Consider the following 18,223-nt stretch of genomic DNA (forward strand, 5'->3'; position numbering starts at 1 on the left):
TATCCGTACCGGGCCTGTGCCCGCACAATAGATGCGATGCCGGAATACGAATTTGTCGACGTGTACGTGCCGCGCGGCGTCTCCCGCAAGGAGGCGACGCGGCTTCTGACCGACCATGCCGAGTACGGGCACTGGGAGTTGGACCGCCTGAGCCTGCACCGGGACGGCAGCCGCAGGGTGCGGCTGCGCCGGCGCATCATCCGTCAGGTCCGCGCCACCTGGTGACATGAGAAGGGGCCCCGCGGTGCGGGGCCCCTCTGCGTCGCCCGACCGTTCCGGGCGGTCCTACGCGGTCCTGACCGGCCCTACGCGGTCCGGCGGGCGCGGCGGTAGAGCACCGAGCCGGCGAGCAGCAGACCGGCACCGGCCGAGACGGCCATTCCGAGCTCACCGGCACCGGTCTGGGCCAGCTCCTCGGTCGCCTCGGGCTGCGTGATCGTGTGCGTACCGGGCGTGTTCGGGCCGTTCGGCGTCCCGGGCCCACCGTGCTCCCCGGAGTCACTCGGGTTGCCAGGGGTGCCGGGGTTACCGGGCGTGCCAGGGTTGCCGGGGTTGCCGGGGTTGCCGGGGTTCCCCGGCTCACCCGGATTCCCCGGGTTTCCAGGGTTGCCCGGATTCCCCGGGTTACCCGGGTTACCGGGATTCCCGGGGTTGCCCGGCTCGCCGGGATTCCCCGGGTTGCCCGGATTCCCGGGGTGCGTCGGCTCGATTCCGTTGCCGCACTCGTTGCCGAACGCCGGGTTGATGGCGCCGACGACCGAGACGCTGTTCCCGCAGGCGTTCACGGGGACGTCGACCGGCACCTGGACGTTGTTCCCGGAGCCGACGCCCGGGGAGTTGCCGGTGCCGCCCTCGGCCGAGGAGCCGCGGTGCTTGCCGGTGCCGGGCTTGGAGACGTTGGCGCACTTGTTGCCGAACGCCGGGTTGAGCAACCCGACGACGTTGACGGTGTTTCCGCAGACGTTCACCGGCGCGTGCACCGGGACCTGGACGGAATTGCCGGACGCTACGCCCGGGGAATTCGAGGCCGTGCCGTTCGCTCCCGAATCGGCATTCGCATAACCACCGCCGAGGGCGATGACGCCGCCCGCGGCCGCAAAGGTGATCAGGCCCTTACGCGTGACCTGTCGCATAGCTTGTTCCCTGCCTTCTCGGCTTCTGCCTTCTGGCTCCAGAAGAGGGCCACCGGGCGCGCCGCCCGGGGCCGAATGCCCACCGGCCCCGGAGTGCATGGCACGCACTCCGGGGCCGGCCTGGCTCAGACCCTTAACGGGTCGAGGCACAACGTCAGGCGTTGACGCAGGTGTTGCCGAAGGCGGGGTTCAGCAGCCCGATCACGGAGACCGTGTTGCCGCACAGGTTCACCGGGACGTGGACCGGCACCTGGACGACGTTGCCCGAGAGCACGCCGGGGGAACCGATGGCGGCACCCTGCGCACCCGAGTCGGCAACGGCCATGCCCGCACCCGCGAGAACGAGACCGCCAGTGGCAGCCGCAGCAGCGACGACCTTCTTGATCATTATTCCTCCTTGTTGGCAATGCGGTCCCAGCCGCGGACCGCACCACCTGTAACGAGGGGGATGCAATGGGGCTACGAGCCTATGAGCGCATTCACTCTTTCCGGTCATAGGCGTACACGTGGCCGATTATCGGAAACGAGTGATCGAGAACTCCGCTCAGGAGGCGTCGATGAATCGATCGAGCACGCGGACGCCGAACTTCAGCCCGTCCACCGGCACCCGCTCGTCCACGCCGTGGAACATCCCGGCGAAGTCCAGCTCCGGCGGCAGCTGGAGCGGCGCGAAGCCGAAGCAGCGAATGCCGAGGTCGTCGAAGGACTTGGCGTCGGTGCCGCCGGAGAGCATGTACGGCACGGCCCGGGCGATCGGGTCCTCGGCCTGCAGGGCCAGCTGCATCGCGTCCACGAGGGAGCCGTCGAAGCTGGTCTCCAGGGCCTTGTCGCCGTGCACGTCCTCGCGCTTGACCCGGGGGCCGAGGATCCGGTCGAGGTCGGCGAGGAACTCCTCCTCGTAACCGGGCAGGAAGCGGCCGTCGACGTGCGCGGTGGCCTGGCCGGGGATGACGTTCACCTTGTAGCCGGCGCCGAGCATGGTCGGGGCGGCGGAGTTCCGCAGGGTCGCGCCGACCATCTTGGCGATGCCGCCGAGCTTGGCGAGGGTCGCCTCCATGTCCTCGGGGTCGAGCGGGGTGCCCAGCGCGTCGGAGAGTTCGTCCAGGAACGACCGTACGGTCTTGGTGACCCTGACCGGCCACTGGTGGCGGCCGAGGCGGCCCACGGCCTCGCAGAGCTCCGTGATGGCGTTGTCGTTGTTGGTCATCGAGCCGTGGCCGGCCGTGCCCTCGACGGTCAGCCGCATCCAGTGCATGCCCTTCTGCGCCGTCTCGACCAGATAGAGCCGCAGGTTCTCGTTGACGGTGAAGGAGAAGCCGCCGACCTCGCCGATCGCCTCGGTCACCCCGTCGAAGAGGTCCCGGTGGTGGTCGACCAGGTGCCGGGCCCCGTAGGTGCCGCCCGCCTCCTCGTCGGCGAGGAACGCCAGGACGATGTCGCGCGGGGGCTTGCGGCCGCTGCGCATCCGGTCCCGTACGACCGCGAGGGTCATCGCGTCCATGTCCTTCATGTCGACCGCGCCCCGGCCCCAGACGCAGCCGTCGGCGACCTCGCCGGAGAAGGGGTGGTGGGTCCAGTCCTCGGCGTTGGCCGGCACGACGTCGGTGTGGCCGTGGATGAGGAGGGCGGGCTTGGACGGGTCCTCGCCCTCGATACGGGCGACGGTGGAGGCCCGCCCCTTGTGCGACTCGATGATCTTCGGCTCGAGGCCGACCTCCGCGAGCTTCTCGGCGACGTACTCCGCCGCCGCCCGCTCGCCCGGACCCGAGTGGTCGCCGTAGTTGCTGGTGTCGATGCGGATGAGGTCACGACAGAGGTCGACGACCTCGCTCTCCCCGGTGACGCTCCGGGCCGTGTTCGACTCGCTCACGCTGCTTCCTCCCACTACGTGCCCCACGTGCTTGCTGGTGGACGCCCCCATCCTCGCGCGCCCGACCCCCGGGACCCAAGGGCGGCCACCGGCCGACATGCGCCCGTCACACGGTTCCGGCCGGACCGGGGGTGGTGATCGGCCACCCCCAATGTTTGCTATGGTTTTCCACGTCGGAACGGCCGAGCGGCCGGAAAGACAGACACCTTGTCCGGGTGGCGGAATGGCAGACGCGCTAGCTTGAGGTGCTAGTGCCCTTTATCGGGCGTGGGGGTTCAAGTCCCCCCTCGGACACCAGCGAAGGACCCCACATCATGTGGGGTCTTTCTTGTTTTACGGACATGGCGTGACGGATCGGTGGGACCGGTGAGACGCAGAACGAAGGGGCCGGCCGCGCCGCTCGCGCAGCGGGAGGGAATCGATCCCGTACGGGTGCGGCTGCCCGAGGACTCCGGGGCGGGGTGGGCGACCGTCGGGGAGTATCTGCGGGCCCGGTACGGGGGCGCCGTCGGGGACGCGCGAGTCGCGGAGATGGTGCGGGACGGGCGGTTCGTCGGGGTGGACGGGCCCGTCACGGAGGACGCGCCGTACGTCGCGGGGACGTACCTCTGGTTCCACCGGGACTTTCCGGTCGAGGAGCGGGTGCCCTTCGAGGTCGGGGTGGTGTACCGGGACGAGCGGATCGTGGTCGTCGACAAGCCGCACTTCCTGGCGACGATGCCGCGCGGACGGCATGTGACCGAGACGGCGCTCGCCCGGCTGCGGCGGGAGCTCGGGGTGCCGGAGCTGCAGCCCGCGCACCGGCTGGACCGGCTGACGGCCGGGCTCGTGCTGTTCGTGGTGCGGCCCGGGGATCGGGGGGCGTACCAGACGCTGCTCCGGGACCGGCTGGTCGGCAAGGAGTACGAGGCCGTGGCGGCGTACGACCCGGCCGTCGCGCTGCCGGTGACCGTACGGAGCCGGATCGTGAAGGAGCGCGGGGTGATCGCCGCGCGGGAGGAGCCGGGCGAGCCGAACAGCGAGAGCCGGATCGAGCTGGTCGAGCGGCGCGGCGGGCTCGGGCGGTACCGGCTGCTGCCGGCGACCGGGCGCACCCATCAGCTGCGGGTGCACATGAACGCCCTGGGGCTGCCGATCCTGCATGATCCGGTCTATCCGGTGGTCCGCGAGGACGGGCCCGAGGACTACACGCGGCCGCTGCAACTGCTCGCGCGGGTGCTGGAGTTCACCGACCCGGTCACGGGGGTGCCGCTGCGGTTCGAGAGCGGGCTGCGACTCGGCGGGCTGGACTGAGGCCGCGTACGCGGACAGCGTGAGACCCCCGCAGGCCGCCGCCTGCGGGGGTCTCACGCTCCCGTGGGGGGTACGTCAGTCCTTGAGGGCCGCCGCCGTCGTGCGGACCCGCTTGCGGACCAGGAACCAGCCGCCGACGAGCGCGAGCCCGATCAGCGGGAGGGAGTTCACGGTGGTGCGGCTGATGCCGCCGTCCATCCACATCAGGACCAGGACCGAGCCGAGGAAGACCAGGGTGACGATCTGGGTGTACGGGGCCCAGGGCAGCTGGTAGCCGGGGCGGGTGACCCGCCCGTCCTTGGAACGGTTCACGAACAGCAGCGAGCAGACCATGATCATGGCCCAGGTGCCGATGATGCCGATGGAGGCGAAGTTCAGCACGAGCTCGAAGGCCTCGCCGGGCATCAGGTAGTTCAGGCCGACGCCCAGGACACCGAAGGCGGCGGTGAGCAGGATGCCGCCGTAGGGGACGCCGCCCTTGTTCATGACACCGGTGAACTTGGGCGCGGAGCCCGACAGCGACATGGAGCGCAGGATCCGGCCGGTGGAGTACAGGCCCGAGTTCAGGCTGGAGAGCGCGGCCGTCAGGACGACCAGGTTCATCACGCCGGCGGCGCCGGGGATGCCCAGCTTGTCGAAGACCGTGACGAAGGGGCTCTGGTCGCCGGAGTACGCGGTGTACGGCAGGAGGAGCGCGAGGAGGACGACGGAACCGACGTAGAAGAGGCCCACGCGCCACATGATCGAGTTGATCGCGCGCGGCATGATCTTCTCGGGGTTCTCGGTCTCACCGGCGGCGACGCCGCACAGCTCGACGGAGGCGTAGGCGAAGACGACGCCCTGGATCAGCAGCAGCATCGGCATGACGCCGGTGGGGAAGACGCCGCCGTTGTCCGTGATGGTGGACAGGCCCGGGGTGTGGCCGCCGATGTCGTGCGAGGTCACGACCAGGAAGATGCCGATGAGCATGAAGGCGACGAGGGCGCCGACCTTGATGATCGCGAACCAGAACTCCATCTCGCCGAAGTACTTCACCGAGATGAGGTTGGCGGCGAGGACGACCGCGAGGGCGATGAGGGCGAGGATCCACTGCGGGACGTCGCTGAACATGGCCCAGAAGTGGGCGTAGGTCGCGGCCGCGGTGATGTCGGCGATGGCGGTGGTCGACCAGTTGAGGAAGTAGAGCCAGCCGGCCGTGTAGGCGCCCTTCTCGCCCATGAACTCACGGGCGTAGGAGACGAAGGCTCCGGAGGAGGGGCGGTAGAGGACCAGCTCGCCGAGGGCCCGCACCACGAAGAAGGCGAAGACACCGCAGACGGCGTACGCGATGAAGAGGGACGGTCCCGCGTTGGCCATGCGGCCACCGGCGCCGAGGAAGAGGCCGGTGCCGATCGCGCCGCCGATGGCGATCATGTTGATGTGGCGGGACTTCAGGTCCTTGCGGTACCCGGCGTCACCGGCGTCGACGTGGGGGGACGCTCCGGTCGCCGGTGGCGTGGCGGACAGCGTGTCGGCCGCAGGGAGGGTGCGGTCACTCATGGAGTTGTTCGCCTTCGTGAGGGGGAGGGGCTGTGCGGTACCCGGCCACGCGCGCGTGGAGGTCGTCCACGGCTCTCAGGGCCAGCGCACATCGTCACGGCAAGGCGGGAATTCGGCAGTGGCCAATGTCACTGCTCGCCCATATTTGAGCTAATTCTGAGGTTCCTACCGGGCGAACACCTTGGATCGGCAGGATTTACGGTGCGAGAACGTCCAGTTCCTTGAGCGCGCCGACCGCGATCTGGCGGGTCAGCTCCTCGGCGCGGACCGCGTCCCGCTCCCGTACGGCCTCGGCGACCTGGACGTGGAGGGTGACGGCGGCCGGGTCGGGGTCCTCGAACATGACCTGGTGGTGCGTGCGGCCGGTGAGCACCTCGGCGACGACGTCACCGAGCCGGGCGAACATCTCGTTGCCGGAGGCGTTGAGGACGACCCGGTGGAAGGCGATGTCGTGGACGAGGTAGGCCTCCAGCTGCCGGCCGCGCGAGGTGGCGACCATGCCGAGGGCCTGCTCGGTGAGCTCGCGGCACTGCTCGGGGGTGGCGTGGGTGGCGGCGAGGCCGGCGGCGACCGGCTCGACCGCCGAGCGGAGCACGGTCAGGGAGCGCAGCTGGCGGGGGCGGTCGGCGCCGGCCAGGCGCCAGCGGATGACCTGGGGGTCGTACACGTTCCACTGCTCGGTCGGCAGGACGATCACGCCGACGCGGCGGCGGGACTCGACCAGGTGCATGGACTCCAGGACGCGGACGACCTCGCGGACCACGGTGCGGGAGACGTCGAAGCGCTGGGCGAGCTCGTCGGTGCGGAGCACGCTGCCGGGCGGGTACTCCCCCGCGGTGATCGCGAGACCCAGGGTGGCGAGGACGCGCGAATGAAGCCCCTGGGCCGGTGTCGTCATGGGGGTCAGCCTACGCGGCGACCAAGATCGGGAACAAAAAGTATGACTTTAATGTCACAGCCTCTTGAATACGTCGTACCCAATGGGTTTCATGAGCGCGACGGATCGATGTCGAAGAAGACAGCGAGGCACCACCCATGAGCACCACCTCCCCGACGGTCCCCCGGGTCGTCGTCGTGATGGGCGTCGCCGGCACCGGCAAGACGACCATCGGACCGCTGGTCGCGGCCGCGCTCGGCGTCCCCTATGCCGAGGGCGACGACTTCCACCCGGCGGCGAACGTCGCCAAGATGTCGGCCGGCGTGCCGTTGGACGACGCCGACCGCGGCCCCTGGCTCGACGCGATCGGGCGCTGGGCGCACGGCCGGGAAGGGCTCGGCGGGGTGGTGAGCAGCTCCGCGCTCAAGCGGACCTACCGGGACCGGCTGCGGGCGGCCGCACCCGGCGTGGTCTTCCTCCACCTGACCGGCTCCCGCGAGCTGATCGAGGGGCGGATGGCCGAGCGCAAGGGGCACTTCATGCCGGCGGCGCTGCTCGATTCGCAGTTCGCCACGCTGGAGCGGCTCGGCGAGGACGAGGCCGGTGTCGCGGTCGACGTCTCCGGCTCGCCCGAGGAGATCGCCGCGCGGGCGGTCACCGCGCTGCGTCGACTCGTCGACTGATCTCCGCCGTACGCCGATCCCGTCGGCGTCACCCCCGTACGTCGACCCCCTCGACGTGACCCCCGTACGTCGATCCCGTCGGTCGCGTACGCCGGCCTGCTCGGCGTGACCTCTCCTGCCCCCACCCCGTCCCCTAAGGAACCACCGTGACCAGTCTCAGCGTCGAGATGCTGGCAGCGGACGCCGTCGAGCCGATCACCTCGGCCGGCAACGCCCAGCTCGGCATCGCCGTCCTCGCTGGCATAGCCGTCATCGTCCTGCTCATCACCAAGTTCAAGCTGCACGCCTTCCTGGCCCTGACCATCGGCTCGCTCGCGCTGGGCGCCTTCGCCGGTGCGCCGCTCGGAGCGACCATCGACTCCTTCACCACCGGTCTCGGCAAGACCGTCGCGGGTGTGGGTGTGCTGATCGCGCTCGGCGCGATCCTCGGCAAACTGCTCGCCGACTCCGGCGGCGCGGACCAGATCGTCGACACGATCCTCGCCAAATTCGGAGGGGCAGGGCCGCAGGCCCTTCCGCAGAAGGGTGGCGGCGGGCGACGGGCGGGCGGGCGGGCCATGCCGTGGGCGATGGTGCTGATCGCCTCCGTCATCGGGCTGCCGCTCTTCTTCGAGGTCGGCATCGTGCTGCTGATCCCGGTGGTCCTGCTGGTCGCCAAGCGCGGCAACTACTCGCTGATGCGGATCGGCATCCCCGCCCTGGCCGGTCTGTCGGTGATGCACGGGCTCATCCCGCCGCACCCCGGCCCGCTGGTCGCGATCGACGCGCTCGGCGCCAACCTCGGCGTCACGCTCGCCCTCGGCGTCCTGGTCGCCATCCCGACCGTGATCATCGCCGGTCCGCTGTTCTCCCGCTACGCGGCCCGCTGGGTCGACATCCCCGCCCCCGAGAACATGATCCCCTCGCGCCCCTCCGAGGACCTGGAGAAGCGCCCCGGCTTCGGCGCCACCGTCGCGACCGTGCTGCTGCCCGTCGTCCTGATGCTGGTCAAGGCGCTGGTCGACATCGTCGTGGACAACCCCGACAACGCGCTGCAGAAGGTCACCGACGTCATCGGCTCGCCGCTCATCGCGCTGCTCGCGGCCGTGCTCGTGGGCCTGTTCACGCTGGGCCGCGCGGCCGGCTTCACCAAGCAGCGGCTCTCCACCACCGTCGAGAAGTCCCTCGCCCCGATCGCGGGCATCCTGCTGATCGTCGGCGCGGGCGGTGGCTTCAAGCAGACTCTGATCGACGTCGGCGTGGGCCAGATGATCCTGGACCTCTCCAAGAACTGGTCGATCCCGGCGCTGCTCCTCGCCTGGCTGATCGCGGTGGCGATCCGGCTCGCGACCGGCTCCGCGACGGTCGCGACGATCTCGGCGGCCGGGCTCGTGGCCCCGCTCGCCGAGGGAATGGGGACGAGTGAGACCGCGCTGCTCGTGCTCGCGATCGGTGCCGGCTCGCTCTTCTTCAGCCATGTGAACGATGCCGGTTTCTGGCTGGTGAAGGAGTACTTCGGGATGAACGTCGGCCAGACGATCAAGACCTGGTCGGTGATGGAGACGATCATCTCGGTCGTCGGCATCGGCTTCGTCCTGCTGTTGTCGCTGGTGTTGTAGCCGACTCACCCGCACCGATCGGACCGGGTCCGGACGCCGCTCAGGCTTTCCGGACCCGGTCCAGTACGTTCCGGCCCAGTTCCAGCGCCTCGTCGGGCTCGCGGGTGGCCCGCTGGAAGTCGACGAAGCAGGAGTCCGCGCCGGTCTTCCGGACGCCCGCGAGGACGGTCGCGATGCCGTCGGCCGTCATGTCCGGGGTGGCGTTGTAGCGGATGTGGCGGCGCAGCGTGTCGGGGTCCCGGCCCGCCTCGCCGGCGGCCCGGCGGGCGGTCTCCCACAGGCCGGCGGCGGCCTCCGGCGGCAGGACGGCGCCGACCCACCCGGCGGCGCGCCGGCCGACCCGGCGGAGCGCGGCCGGTCCGAAGCCGCCGAGGTACACCGGGGGTCCGGCGGGCTGGGCGGGGCGCAGTCCGACGTACGCGCGCGGGATCGTCCAGTGCGGGCCCTCGTGCCCGAACTCCTCCTCGGTCCAGATGCCCCCGAGGATGTCGAGTATCTCGTCGAGCCGTGCGCCGCGCCGCCCGAACTCGGCGTTGACGGCCGTGTACTCGTCCCGGAGCCAGCCGATCCCGAGGCCGACGTCGAGCCGGCCGCCGCTCAGCCGGTCGAGGGAGGTGAGACTGCGGGCGAGCAACAGGGGCGGATACCAGGGGGCGTTGAGGGTGGACATGCCGAGGCGGGCCCGCGTGGTGGCGGTGGCGGCGACGGTCAGGACGGTGAGCGGGTCGAGGAAGGTCCGGTACTCCTCGGGGTACGGGTTCTCGGGCGTGAACCCCGGATAGATGTCGCTGGGCGCGACCGGGGCGAGCGAACGGTCCCCCACCCAGAAGGAGTCGAAGCCCGCCTCCTCGGCGTCCCGGGCGAAGCCGGCGATCGTCTCGGGGCGGGCGTGCGTGCCGTACTGGGGCAGTGCGATGCCGATGTCCATGCCCTCATGGTGAGTTGGCGGCGGCCCGCGCCACGAAGGGCTGCGCGCGTGAGCCGTGCCACACGCCGGACAGGCCCCACGCGCCGCTCGGGCCCGAGCGTCAGCCCACCGCCCGCGCCGCCGCCCGCCCCGCCGCGCGGCCCGAGAAGATGCAGCCGCCGAGGAAGGTGCCCTCCAGGGAGCGGTAGCCGTGGACGCCTCCGCCGCCGAAGCCGGCCGCCTCGCCCGCCGCGTACAGCCCCTCCAGTACCTCGCCGCCCTCCTGCAGCACCCGCGACGACAGGTCCGTCTCCAGGCCGCCGAGCGACTTACGGGTGAGGATGTTCAGGCGTACGGCGATCAGCGGACCGGCCTTGGGATCCAGGATCCGGTGCGGGGACGCCGTACGGATCAGCTTGTCGCCCAGGTACCTGCGGGCCCCCCGGATCGCCGTGACCTGGAGGTCCTTGGTGAAGGGGTTGGCGATCTCGCGGTCCCGGGCGGTGATCTCGCGGCGCAGCTCGGCCTCGTCGATCAGCGGCTCGTCGGTGAGCGCGTTCATGCCCCGGACGAGGGCGGTCAGGTCGTTCTCCACGACGAAGTCGACGCCGTTGTCCATGAACGCCTTCACCGGGCCCGGTACGTCCGCGCGGGCCCGCCCGATGACGTCCCGGATCGACTTGCCGGTGAGGTCGGGGTTCTGTTCGGAGCCCGAGAGGGCGAACTCCTTGCCGATGATGCGCTGGTCGAGGACGAACCAGGTGTGGTCGTACCCGGTCCGCGTGATGTGTTCGAGCGTGCCGAGGGTGTCGAAGCCGGGGAAGAGCGGGACGGGCAGCCGGCGGCCGCGCGCGTCCAGCCAGAGCGAGGACGGGCCGGGCAGGATGCGGATGCCGTGCTTGGCCCAGATCGGGTTCCAGTTCTCGATGCCCTCGGTGTAGTGCCACATCCGGTCGCGGTTGATGTGGTGGGCGCCGGCCTTCTCCGCGATGCCGAGCATCAGTCCGTCGACATGGGCGGGGACCCCGGAGAGCAGCTTCGCGGGCGGGGTGCCGAGCCGGTCGGGCCACTGTTCGCGGACGAGGTCGTGGTTGCCGCCGATGCCGCCCGAGGTGACGATCACCGCCTGGGCGCGGAGCTCGAAGGTGCCGGTGGCCTCCCGGCCGCTCGCGGTGCCGCGCTCGGCGGTGGACGGTTCCAGGATCTCGCCGCTGACGGTGTCGACGGCTCCGCCCGTCCGGCCGAGGGCGGTCACCCGGTGGCGGAAGCCGAAGCGGACGAGGCCCTGGTCCGCGCCCTCGCGGACCCGGCGCTCGAAGGGGGCGACGAGGCCGGGGCCCGTACCCCAGGTGATGTGGAAGCGGGGCACCGAGTTGCCGTGCCCGTTCGCGTCGTAGCCGCCGCGCTCGGCCCAGCCCACGACGGGGAAGAACCGCACCCCGCGCGCGTGCAGCCAGGACCGCTTCTCACCCGCCGCGAAGTCGACGTACGCCTCGGCCCACTTCCTCGGCCAGTGGTCCTCCGCGCGGTCGAAGCCGGCCGTGCCGAGCCAGTCCTGGAGGGCCAGCTCGTGGCTGTCCTTGATCCGCATCCGGCGCTGCTCGGGCGAGTCGACGAGGAACAGCCCGCCGAAGGACCAGTGGGCCTGGCCGCCCAGGGACTGTTCGGGCTCCTGGTCGAGCAGGATGACGCTCCGCCCGGCGTCCACGAGTTCGGCGGTGGCCACCAGGCCGGCGAGGCCGGCTCCGACCACGATCACATCAGCGTCGTACGACATGGACCGAATCTTGGATACACGGATGTATCGAGTCAACAGTCCGGACCCGTGCCCGGATCTTTTTTCGCCCCTCCCGTTTTCTAATGCTGAGCATTAATATGGCTGACATGGCGAGGACGTCGGGACCCGAGACCCGGGAGAAGCTGATCCGCGCGGCGGAGCAGGTGTTCGCGGCGCAGGGCGTCGACGGCGCCCAGTTGCGCGACATCGTGGCCCTCGCGGGCCAGAGCAATCCGTCGGCCGTGCAGTACCACTTCGGTTCGCGCGCCGGCCTGCTCGACGCGGTGATGGCCGGTCGCCAGGGGCGTACGGAGCAGGTCCTCGGACCGCTCCTCGCCGAGGCGCCCGACGAGCCGCACGAGCTCATCGGGGCCCTGGTGGCCGCCGAGGCGAGCGAGCTGCGCACCGAGCGCGGTCGCCGCTGTCTGCGGATCTCCGCCCAGCTCAGCCACGAGAGCGGGGTGCGCACCCGCACGCCGCATCCCACTCTCGACGGCACCGTGTACTGGCGGCTGATCGAGCGGATCGAGGCCTGTCTGACCGGCCTGCCCGAGCCGCTGCGGCTCGAACGGCTCGACCTGGCGCTCACCGTCGTGGGCGCCGCCATGGCCGACCGGGCCCGGCAGTACCTCGACGGCACCGAGCCGCTGACACGTGAGGCGCTCTTCCTCGCCGACCTCGTCCAGACCACGACGGCCCTGCTGCAGGCTCCGCCGCCCTCGATCCGCACGATCCGAAAGGACTTCTCATGACCGAGAACACCCGCCTGCACGACCTCACCGGCAAGACCGTCCTCATCACCGGAGGCGCCCGCGGGCTGGGCGCGGCGGCCGCGCGGCAGGCCGTCGCCGCCGGCGCGAACGTCGTCATCACCGACGTGCTCGACGAGGACGGGAAGGCGACGGCGGCCGAGCTGGGCGAGCGGGCGCGCTTCCTCCACCACGACGTGACCTCCGAGGAGGCGTGGGCGGCGGCCGTCGCGTACGCGGTCGCCGAGTTCGGCGGGCTGCACGGCCTGGTGAACAACGCCGGGATATCCAGCGGCGCGTTCCTGGAGACGGAGTCCGTCGAGAACTTCCGCCGGGTCCTCGACATCAACCTGACCGGTGTCTTCATCGGCATGAAAGCCGTCATTCCGGCGATGAAGGAGGCCGGCGGCGGCTCGATCGTCAACATCTCCTCGGCCGCGGGTCTGATGGGCCTGGCCCTGACCGCCGGGTACGGCGCCTCGAAGTGGGGCGTACGCGGTCTGACGAAGATCGGCGCGGTGGAGCTGGGCACGGCGCGGATCCGCGTCAACTCGGTCCACCCGGGCATGACGTACACGCCGATGACCGCCGGCGTCGGCATCGAGAAGGGCGAGGGGAAGTACCCCAACACCCCGATGGGGCGGGTCGGCGAGGCGCACGAGATCGCGGGCGCGGTGGCCTTCCTGCTGTCGGACGCGGCCTCGTACGTGACCGGCGCGGAGCTGGCCGTGGACGGCGGCTGGACGACCGGCCCGACGGTGAAGTACGTCATGGGTCAGTGAGTCGTCGGTCGGTGATGGGATGGGATGGGGGCATGAACCCCGCCGCCACGAACCCCGCTGATGAGGTACTCGACGTCGTCGACGAGCACGACGAGGTCATCGGGCAGGCCCCGCGCGCCGAGGTGTACGCGCGGGGCCTGATCCATCGCTGCACGTTCATCCAGGTACGGGACGCCGAGGGCCGGATCTTCGTGCACCGGCGCACGCCCACGAAACTGGTCTACCCGTCGATGTACGACATGTTCGTCGGCGGGGTCGTCGGCGCGGGCGAGTCGTACGACGACGCGGCGCTGCGGGAGGCCGAGGAGGAGCTGGGGGTCTCCGGTCTGCCGCGCCCCGAACCGCTGTTCCGGTTCCTGTACGACTCCGGGGGCGTGGCCGGGAAGTGGTGGTCGGCGGTATACCAGGTGCGCTGCGAGCTGCCGGTGAGCCCGCAGGTGGAGGAGGTCGCCTGGCACGCGTTCCTGCCGGAGGCGGAGGTGGTCGCCCGGCTCGGCGAGTGGGCGTGGGTGCCGGACGGCCGGGCCGCGTACGAACGGCTGCGCGCGCACGGCGGGTGACCGGCGGAGACGTGACGGACCGGGTGACCGGCGGAGACGTGACGGACCGGGTGACCGGCGGAGACGTGACGGACCGGGTGACCGGCGCGGGGGTGGTGCCCGCGTGACGTGCCCGGGTGGGACGCGCGGTTAAGGTGCCCAGGTGAGTGACTTCGTGCAGAGTCTGCGGCTGTGGTTCGCGCCGCAGCGGATACGGGACGAGGGCGAGACTCCGGACTACCGGTTCTCGCTGGCCAACGAGCGCACCTTCCTCGCCTGGATCCGGACCGCGCTCGCGCTGGTCGGCGGCGGTTTCGCCGTCGACCAGTTCCTGCCGGACCTGCGCTGGGGCGTACGGGTCGGGCTCGCGCTCGCGCTGCTGGCCGCGGGCGTGCTGTGCGCGCTGCGGGCGGTGAACCACTGGGTGCGGTGCGAGCGGGCGATGCGGCGCGGGGAGGACCTGCCGGTGTCGCGGTTCCCGACCGTGCTGAGCCTCGCGGTGGCCGTGGTGGCGCTCGCGATGGTGGTGGTCATCCTCTTCGGCTGGGCCGGCCGGTGACCGGTGGTGCCGCCGGGGCTGCGACGCCGGCCAGGGATCCGGGGCTCCAGCCGGAACGGACCCGGCTCGCGTGGCGGCGTACGACGCTGACCTGCACGATCGTCGCGGTGCTCGCGGCGAAGTCGGCGATCAGCGACGAGATCACGGCGGCGGGGGTGGCGGGTGCGGCGCTGATCGCACTGGTCTGGGTCGGCTTCCTGGCGGTGGCGCACCGCCGGATCCACGCCCTGGACGCGGCGCGGCCGGGATCCCTCTCGCACCGGGGCGCGCTCCTTGCGACGGCGTGCACGGTCGCGCTGGCGGGGTTCGCGGTGGCGGTCGTGCTGTAAGGGCGTCGGAAAGGCGGCTTCAGTCCGGCCAGGCCACCGTGACCACGACCTTGCCCTGGAGGCCGCCCTCGCGGTTGGCCCGCTGGGCGTCGGCCGCCTTCTCCAGGGGGAACGTCCGCGCGACCCGTACCGACAGCGCGCCCTCGTCGACCAGACCGGCGAGCGCGGCGAGGTCGTCCGGGTCGGGGCGGACCCAGAAGTACCGGCCGCCCAGGGCGAGGACCTCGCCGTCCGCGACGGAGGCGAGGCGACCCTCGGGGGCCAGGACGTCCGCGGTCCTCTTGAGGAAGGGCCCGCCGAGGGTGTCGAAGGCGGCGTCCACGCCCTCGGGCGCGAGCGCGCGGATCTGCTGGACGAAGGTGTGCTCGTCGTAGACGACGGGTTCGGCGCTCAGCTCCCTGATCCGCTCCTGGCCCGCCTCGCGCGCCGCGCCGATGACCCGGCAGCCGAGGTGACGGGCGATCTGGACGGCCATGGCGCCGACACCGCCGGCCGCCGCGTGGACCAGGACCGTGTCGCCGGAGCGGACGGCGAGGGCCTGGTGGAGCACCTGGTAGGCGGTGAGCCCGGCCAGCGGGAGCGCGGCGGACTCCTCGAAGCCCAGGGTGCGCGGCTTGCGGGCGAGCGTACGGACGGGGGCGGCGACGTACTCCGCGAAGGTGCCACGGGCGAGGAAGTCCTCGCGGACGTAGCCCATGACCTCGTCACCGACGGTGAACTCGGTGACGGAGACGCCGGGCTGGACGACGACCCCCGAGACGTCCCAGCCCGGGATCACCGGGAAGACGGCGTCGATCATCCCGTCCAGGTAGCCCGCCTGGGCCTTCCAGTCGACGGGGTTCACGGCGGCCGCCCGTACCTTCACGAGGACGTCGTCCGGGCCGACCTTCGGGTCGGGCCGCTCGCCGTACTCCAGTACCTCGGGTCCGCCGTACCGGCTGTAACTGATCGCCTTCATACCCCGAACGATCACGGTGGCCTCCGCGCCCCGCAAGCGGGGTTCCCCCGGGAGAGCGGGTACGGGCAGGTCCGGGCGGTGTGGGTCCGGGCGGTGTTTGTCCGGGCGGTGCGGGTCCGGGCGGTGTGGGTCCGGGCGCGGCGAGGTCAGCCGCCCAGCGCCGCCGGCGGGGGCAGCAGGGTCCGCGGGTCCTGGCCGGCGTGCCAGAGGCCGATGAGGAAGGCGGTGGCCGATTCCAGGAGGTCGGCGCGGTGCAGCGGTCCGGTGACGAGCGGGGCGCACCCCATGTCCTTCACCAGGGTGGCGACGAGCGCCAGGGCCTGCTCGTCGTCGCCGCAGAGCGGGACGGTGAGCGGTCCGTCCGCGAAGACGGGCGGGGTACGGGCCCAGACCGCGGGCGTGACGTGGTTGAAGGCCTTCACCACGCGGGCGCCGGTGGCCGCCGCGATCAGGCGGGCGGCGCCGGGGCCCTCGCCGGTGGTGAGGGCGAGACCGGGGCCGATCGCGTTCGTGCAGTCGATGAGGACCCGGTCGTCCGGGAGCGGGCCGGCGTCCGCGAGGACGCCGAGCACGGCGTCGTACGGGAGCGCGAGCAGGGCCGCGTCGCCGAACCGGGCCGCTTCCCGGAGGGTGCCCGCACGGGCACCGATCCGCCCGGCGAGCGCCTCGGCCCGGGCGGCGCTCCTGCCGCCGACGAGGATCTCGTGGCCGGCCCGGGCCCACTGTCCGCCGAGTGCCTCGGCCATGGAACCCGTACCGAGAATTCCGATGCGCATGTGCGCCTCCCTGTGATGGTCTGGAGCGATGCGAACGACGCTAGAGGGGCCCTCGGTTACCGAACGGTGCGTGGGCTGAGGTGGACGACCGGCTGCTCGCCGACTGCCGGGCCCGCCTCGGCTTCGACCTGCTCGCGCACACCTGGAACGGCGTCGTCCTGTACGCCCTCGCCGACGGGCCCCGGCGTCCGCGTGAGCTGCGCGCCGGGATCGGCGGGATCAGCGCGAAGGTGCTCACCGAGACGCTGCGCCGGCTCGAGGGGTACGCCCTGGTGGAGCGGTGCGTGTTCGACGAGTCGCCGCCCCGGGTGGAGTACGCGTTGACGGGGCTGGGGCGCACGCTGCTCGGGCCCATCGAGGCGTTGGGGCGGTGGTCGGCGGAGTACGGGGACGCGTTCGCCGACGCACAGGGCTGGAACCGGGATGAGTCGGACATTCAGGGCTAGCCTGGGACGGTCACACCCCCTCACAGAGGCGATGTCATGACCGTTCTCCACGAAGAGCACCCCGCCCACGCACACACCCACGGGCCGTCGTGCGGGCACACCGCCGTGACACACCGGGACCACGTCGACTACGCCCACGACGGGCATCTGCATCGCGAACACGACGGGCACTGGGACGAGTGCGAGCCCACGGCCCACGTCCAGCACACCCACCCCGACCACACGCACGGGCCGGGCTGCGGACACACCGCCGTCACGCACGGCGACCACATCGACTACGAGCACGACGGGCACCGGCACGCGGCGCACGGCAACCACTGGGACGACCACTGATCGGACCAGCGCCGAGCTTTCCCCGGGCCGAGCCCGACTGGCAGGCTGCCACCTGTCAGTTGGGCTCTTTCGTCGTTCCCGTCGTCGTTCCCGTCGTCGTTTCCGTCGTCGTTCCCGTCCGGGGGGCTTCTTGTCCGTCGCCGATCCCTACGTCGTCGATCCGTACGTCACCGATCCGTACGTCGTCGCGCTCGCGCCGGACGTGCACGCCTTCGTCCAGCCCGACGGCGGCTGGTGTCTGAACAACGCCGGTTTCCTGGGCGACGCCCGCGAGGCCCTGCTCGTGGACACGGCCGCCACCGAGCGGCGCGCCCGGCTGCTGCGGGCGGCGGTGCTCGCGGAGGGGCTGTCGCTCCCCCGGACGATCGTCTCGACCCACCACCACGGCGACCACACCTACGGCAACGGGGTGTTCCTGCCCGAGGCGCGGATCGTCGGGCACGAGAACTGCCGCGCCGAGCAGCTCGCCGCCGGGCGGCAGCTCCATCTGCTGTGGCCGCGGACCGACTTCGGCACGATCGAGGTGACGCCGCCCTCGCTCACGTACGGCGAGCGGCTGACGTTGTACGTGGGCGAGCTGGAGGTACAGGTTCTGCACCCGGGCCCCGCGCACACGACCGGCGACTCGATCGTCCATGTCCCGGAGCGGGGCGTGGTGTTCACCGGGGATCTGATCTTCCAGGGCGGGACGCCGTTCCTGCCGATGGGGTCGCTGGCCGGCTCGCTGCGCGCGCTCGACCTGCTGCGCTCCCTGGACGCGCCGACGGTGGTGCCGGGGCACGGGCGCGTGACGGACCCGTCGGCGTACGACGCGACGGAGCGGTATCTGCGCTGGGTGGCCGAACTGGCCCGCGAGGGGTACGCCAAGGGCGCGACGCCCCTGGAGACGGCGGCCGGGGCGGACCTCGGGGAGTTCGCGGACTGGCGGGAGAGCGAGCGCCTGGTGGCCAATCTGCACCGGGCGTACGCGGAGTCGAGCGGCCTCCCGGAGGGCTCGCCGCTGGACCTGGTGACCGTCTTCGGGGACGTCGCGGCGATGAACGGCGGCGTGATGGTGGCCTGCCACGCCTGATCG

21 protein-coding genes and 1 tRNA gene are annotated in these 18,223 nt (G+C 71.6%); 13 read left to right on the plus strand and 9 right to left on the minus strand.

Annotated elements, in window-relative coordinates:
* Positions 1-36: 36 nt before the first annotated feature.
* Positions 37-225, plus strand: coding sequence for a DUF5703 family protein (locus tag Q5762_RS25085; protein WP_005319466.1), 189 nt, complete (start codon positions 37-39; stop codon positions 223-225).
* An 80-nt stretch (positions 226-305) separates the two neighbouring features.
* On the opposite strand, the gene Q5762_RS25090 is transcribed toward Q5762_RS25085, so the two are convergent.
* The 3 genes from Q5762_RS25090 to Q5762_RS25100 all read right to left on the minus strand — a co-directional run bounded on the left by Q5762_RS25090 (position 306) and on the right by Q5762_RS25100 (position 3,003).
* Positions 306-1,133: a chaplin gene (locus tag Q5762_RS25090; protein WP_315894492.1), complete on the minus strand. Its 828-nt coding sequence runs from the start codon at positions 1,131-1,133 to the stop codon at positions 306-308.
* Between the two features lie 154 nt (positions 1,134-1,287).
* A complete protein-coding gene (gene chpH, locus Q5762_RS25095) occupies positions 1,288-1,521 on the minus strand; it encodes a chaplin ChpH (RefSeq protein WP_315894493.1) in 234 nt (77 codons plus the stop codon).
* A gap of 156 nt (positions 1,522-1,677) precedes the next feature.
* Positions 1,678-3,003, minus strand: coding sequence for a M20/M25/M40 family metallo-hydrolase (locus Q5762_RS25100; protein WP_315894494.1), 1,326 nt, complete (start codon positions 3,001-3,003; stop codon positions 1,678-1,680).
* Positions 3,004-3,212: 209 nt separating this feature from the next.
* Here Q5762_RS25100 and Q5762_RS25105 point away from each other — a divergent pair.
* Together Q5762_RS25105 and Q5762_RS25110 are read left to right on the plus strand one after the other, a co-directional pair.
* Positions 3,213-3,300 (plus strand) — tRNA-Leu (locus Q5762_RS25105).
* A gap of 69 nt (positions 3,301-3,369) precedes the next feature.
* Positions 3,370-4,296 carry an RluA family pseudouridine synthase gene (locus tag Q5762_RS25110; RefSeq protein ID WP_315894495.1) on the plus strand — a complete coding sequence of 309 codons (927 nt, stop codon included), beginning with the start codon at positions 3,370-3,372 and terminating at the stop codon, positions 4,294-4,296.
* A 75-nt stretch (positions 4,297-4,371) separates the two neighbouring features.
* Here the strand turns inward: Q5762_RS25110 and Q5762_RS25115 are convergent, their stop codons facing one another.
* Together Q5762_RS25115 and Q5762_RS25120 are read right to left on the minus strand one after the other, a co-directional pair.
* Positions 4,372-5,835 (minus strand): amino acid permease, encoded by a 1,464-nt coding sequence (locus Q5762_RS25115; protein WP_315894496.1) that lies wholly within the window; start codon positions 5,833-5,835, stop codon positions 4,372-4,374.
* 196 nt (positions 5,836-6,031) lie between these two features.
* The gene (locus Q5762_RS25120) at positions 6,032-6,733 is read right to left on the minus strand and encodes an FCD domain-containing protein (protein ID WP_315894497.1); all 702 of its coding nucleotides are present in this window, start codon (positions 6,731-6,733) and stop codon (positions 6,032-6,034) included.
* Positions 6,734-6,870: 137 nt separating this feature from the next.
* On the opposite strand from Q5762_RS25120, the gene Q5762_RS25125 reads away from it, so the two are divergent.
* Positions 6,871-7,395 (plus strand): gluconokinase, encoded by a 525-nt coding sequence (locus tag Q5762_RS25125; protein ID WP_315894498.1) that lies wholly within the window; start codon positions 6,871-6,873, stop codon positions 7,393-7,395.
* 146 nt (positions 7,396-7,541) lie between these two features.
* Positions 7,542-8,993: a gluconate:H+ symporter gene (locus tag Q5762_RS25130; RefSeq protein ID WP_315894499.1), complete on the plus strand. Its 1,452-nt coding sequence runs from the start codon at positions 7,542-7,544 to the stop codon at positions 8,991-8,993.
* Between the two features lie 40 nt (positions 8,994-9,033).
* Here the strand turns inward: Q5762_RS25130 and Q5762_RS25135 are convergent, their stop codons facing one another.
* Positions 9,034-9,921, minus strand: a complete 888-nt coding sequence (locus Q5762_RS25135; RefSeq protein WP_315894500.1) for a TIGR03619 family F420-dependent LLM class oxidoreductase — start codon at positions 9,919-9,921, stop codon at positions 9,034-9,036.
* A gap of 100 nt (positions 9,922-10,021) precedes the next feature.
* Positions 10,022-11,677 (minus strand): FAD-binding dehydrogenase, encoded by a 1,656-nt coding sequence (locus Q5762_RS25140; RefSeq protein ID WP_315894501.1) that lies wholly within the window; start codon positions 11,675-11,677, stop codon positions 10,022-10,024.
* A gap of 107 nt (positions 11,678-11,784) precedes the next feature.
* Between Q5762_RS25140 and Q5762_RS25145 the strand changes: the two genes are divergently transcribed.
* The 5 genes from Q5762_RS25145 to Q5762_RS25165 all read left to right on the plus strand — a co-directional run bounded on the left by Q5762_RS25145 (position 11,785) and on the right by Q5762_RS25165 (position 14,635).
* Positions 11,785-12,429 (plus strand): TetR family transcriptional regulator, encoded by a 645-nt coding sequence (locus Q5762_RS25145; RefSeq protein ID WP_315894502.1) that lies wholly within the window; start codon positions 11,785-11,787, stop codon positions 12,427-12,429.
* Positions 12,430-12,443: 14 nt separating this feature from the next.
* Positions 12,444-13,208: a glucose 1-dehydrogenase gene (locus Q5762_RS25150; RefSeq protein WP_315894551.1), complete on the plus strand. Its 765-nt coding sequence runs from the start codon at positions 12,444-12,446 to the stop codon at positions 13,206-13,208.
* 32 nt (positions 13,209-13,240) lie between these two features.
* The gene (locus Q5762_RS25155) at positions 13,241-13,768 is read left to right on the plus strand and encodes an NUDIX domain-containing protein (protein WP_315894503.1); all 528 of its coding nucleotides are present in this window, start codon (positions 13,241-13,243) and stop codon (positions 13,766-13,768) included.
* Positions 13,769-13,910: 142 nt separating this feature from the next.
* Positions 13,911-14,306 carry a DUF202 domain-containing protein gene (locus tag Q5762_RS25160; protein WP_315894504.1) on the plus strand — a complete coding sequence of 132 codons (396 nt, stop codon included), beginning with the start codon at positions 13,911-13,913 and terminating at the stop codon, positions 14,304-14,306.
* A complete protein-coding gene (locus Q5762_RS25165) occupies positions 14,303-14,635 on the plus strand; it encodes a DUF202 domain-containing protein (RefSeq protein ID WP_315894505.1) in 333 nt (110 codons plus the stop codon). The genes Q5762_RS25160 and Q5762_RS25165 overlap by 4 nt, the downstream gene beginning before the upstream one ends.
* Before the next feature lie 19 nt (positions 14,636-14,654).
* On the opposite strand, the gene Q5762_RS25170 is transcribed toward Q5762_RS25165, so the two are convergent.
* Together Q5762_RS25170 and Q5762_RS25175 are read right to left on the minus strand one after the other, a co-directional pair.
* The gene (locus tag Q5762_RS25170; RefSeq protein ID WP_315894506.1) at positions 14,655-15,593 is read right to left on the minus strand and encodes an NADP-dependent oxidoreductase; all 939 of its coding nucleotides are present in this window, start codon (positions 15,591-15,593) and stop codon (positions 14,655-14,657) included.
* A 146-nt stretch (positions 15,594-15,739) separates the two neighbouring features.
* Positions 15,740-16,369 carry an NAD(P)-binding domain-containing protein gene (locus Q5762_RS25175; RefSeq protein ID WP_315894507.1) on the minus strand — a complete coding sequence of 210 codons (630 nt, stop codon included), beginning with the start codon at positions 16,367-16,369 and terminating at the stop codon, positions 15,740-15,742.
* Between the two features lie 80 nt (positions 16,370-16,449).
* On the opposite strand from Q5762_RS25175, the gene Q5762_RS25180 reads away from it, so the two are divergent.
* The 3 genes from Q5762_RS25180 to Q5762_RS25190 all read left to right on the plus strand — a co-directional run bounded on the left by Q5762_RS25180 (position 16,450) and on the right by Q5762_RS25190 (position 18,220).
* A complete protein-coding gene (locus Q5762_RS25180) occupies positions 16,450-16,815 on the plus strand; it encodes a helix-turn-helix domain-containing protein (RefSeq protein ID WP_315894508.1) in 366 nt (121 codons plus the stop codon).
* Between the two features lie 36 nt (positions 16,816-16,851).
* Complete coding sequence (locus Q5762_RS25185) at positions 16,852-17,148, plus strand: hypothetical protein (protein ID WP_315894509.1); 297 nt, start codon at positions 16,852-16,854, stop codon at positions 17,146-17,148.
* Positions 17,149-17,278: 130 nt separating this feature from the next.
* Positions 17,279-18,220 (plus strand): MBL fold metallo-hydrolase, encoded by a 942-nt coding sequence (locus tag Q5762_RS25190; RefSeq protein ID WP_315894510.1) that lies wholly within the window; start codon positions 17,279-17,281, stop codon positions 18,218-18,220.
* Positions 18,221-18,223: the final 3 nt, after the last annotated feature.

The sequence above is a fragment of the Streptomyces sp. P9(2023) genome, from assembly GCF_032436795.1.
Taxonomy (GTDB): Bacteria; Actinomycetota; Actinomycetes; order Streptomycetales; family Streptomycetaceae; genus Streptomyces.

What these genes read in the sequence shown, in the direction of transcription:
- Q5762_RS25085 (WP_005319466.1), top strand. Translation starts at nt 37, where the DNA reads ATGCCGGAATACGAATTTGTCGACGTGTACGTGCCGCGCGGCGTCTCC.
- Q5762_RS25090 (WP_315894492.1), bottom strand. Translation starts at nt 1,133, where the DNA reads ATGCGACAGGTCACGCGTAAGGGCCTGATCACCTTTGCGGCCGCGGGC.
- chpH (WP_315894493.1), bottom strand. Translation starts at nt 1,521, where the DNA reads ATGATCAAGAAGGTCGTCGCTGCTGCGGCTGCCACTGGCGGTCTCGTT.
- Q5762_RS25115 (WP_315894496.1), bottom strand. Translation starts at nt 5,835, where the DNA reads ATGAGTGACCGCACCCTCCCTGCGGCCGACACGCTGTCCGCCACGCCA.
- Q5762_RS25120 (WP_315894497.1), bottom strand. Translation starts at nt 6,733, where the DNA reads ATGACGACACCGGCCCAGGGGCTTCATTCGCGCGTCCTCGCCACCCTG.
- Q5762_RS25125 (WP_315894498.1), top strand. Translation starts at nt 6,871, where the DNA reads ATGAGCACCACCTCCCCGACGGTCCCCCGGGTCGTCGTCGTGATGGGC.
- Q5762_RS25135 (WP_315894500.1), bottom strand. Translation starts at nt 9,921, where the DNA reads ATGGACATCGGCATCGCACTGCCCCAGTACGGCACGCACGCCCGCCCC.
- Q5762_RS25140 (WP_315894501.1), bottom strand. Translation starts at nt 11,677, where the DNA reads ATGTCGTACGACGCTGATGTGATCGTGGTCGGAGCCGGCCTCGCCGGC.
- Q5762_RS25145 (WP_315894502.1), top strand. Translation starts at nt 11,785, where the DNA reads ATGGCGAGGACGTCGGGACCCGAGACCCGGGAGAAGCTGATCCGCGCG.
- Q5762_RS25155 (WP_315894503.1), top strand. Translation starts at nt 13,241, where the DNA reads ATGAACCCCGCCGCCACGAACCCCGCTGATGAGGTACTCGACGTCGTC.
- Q5762_RS25170 (WP_315894506.1), bottom strand. Translation starts at nt 15,593, where the DNA reads ATGAAGGCGATCAGTTACAGCCGGTACGGCGGACCCGAGGTACTGGAG.
- Q5762_RS25175 (WP_315894507.1), bottom strand. Translation starts at nt 16,369, where the DNA reads ATGCGCATCGGAATTCTCGGTACGGGTTCCATGGCCGAGGCACTCGGC.
- Q5762_RS25185 (WP_315894509.1), top strand. Translation starts at nt 16,852, where the DNA reads ATGACCGTTCTCCACGAAGAGCACCCCGCCCACGCACACACCCACGGG.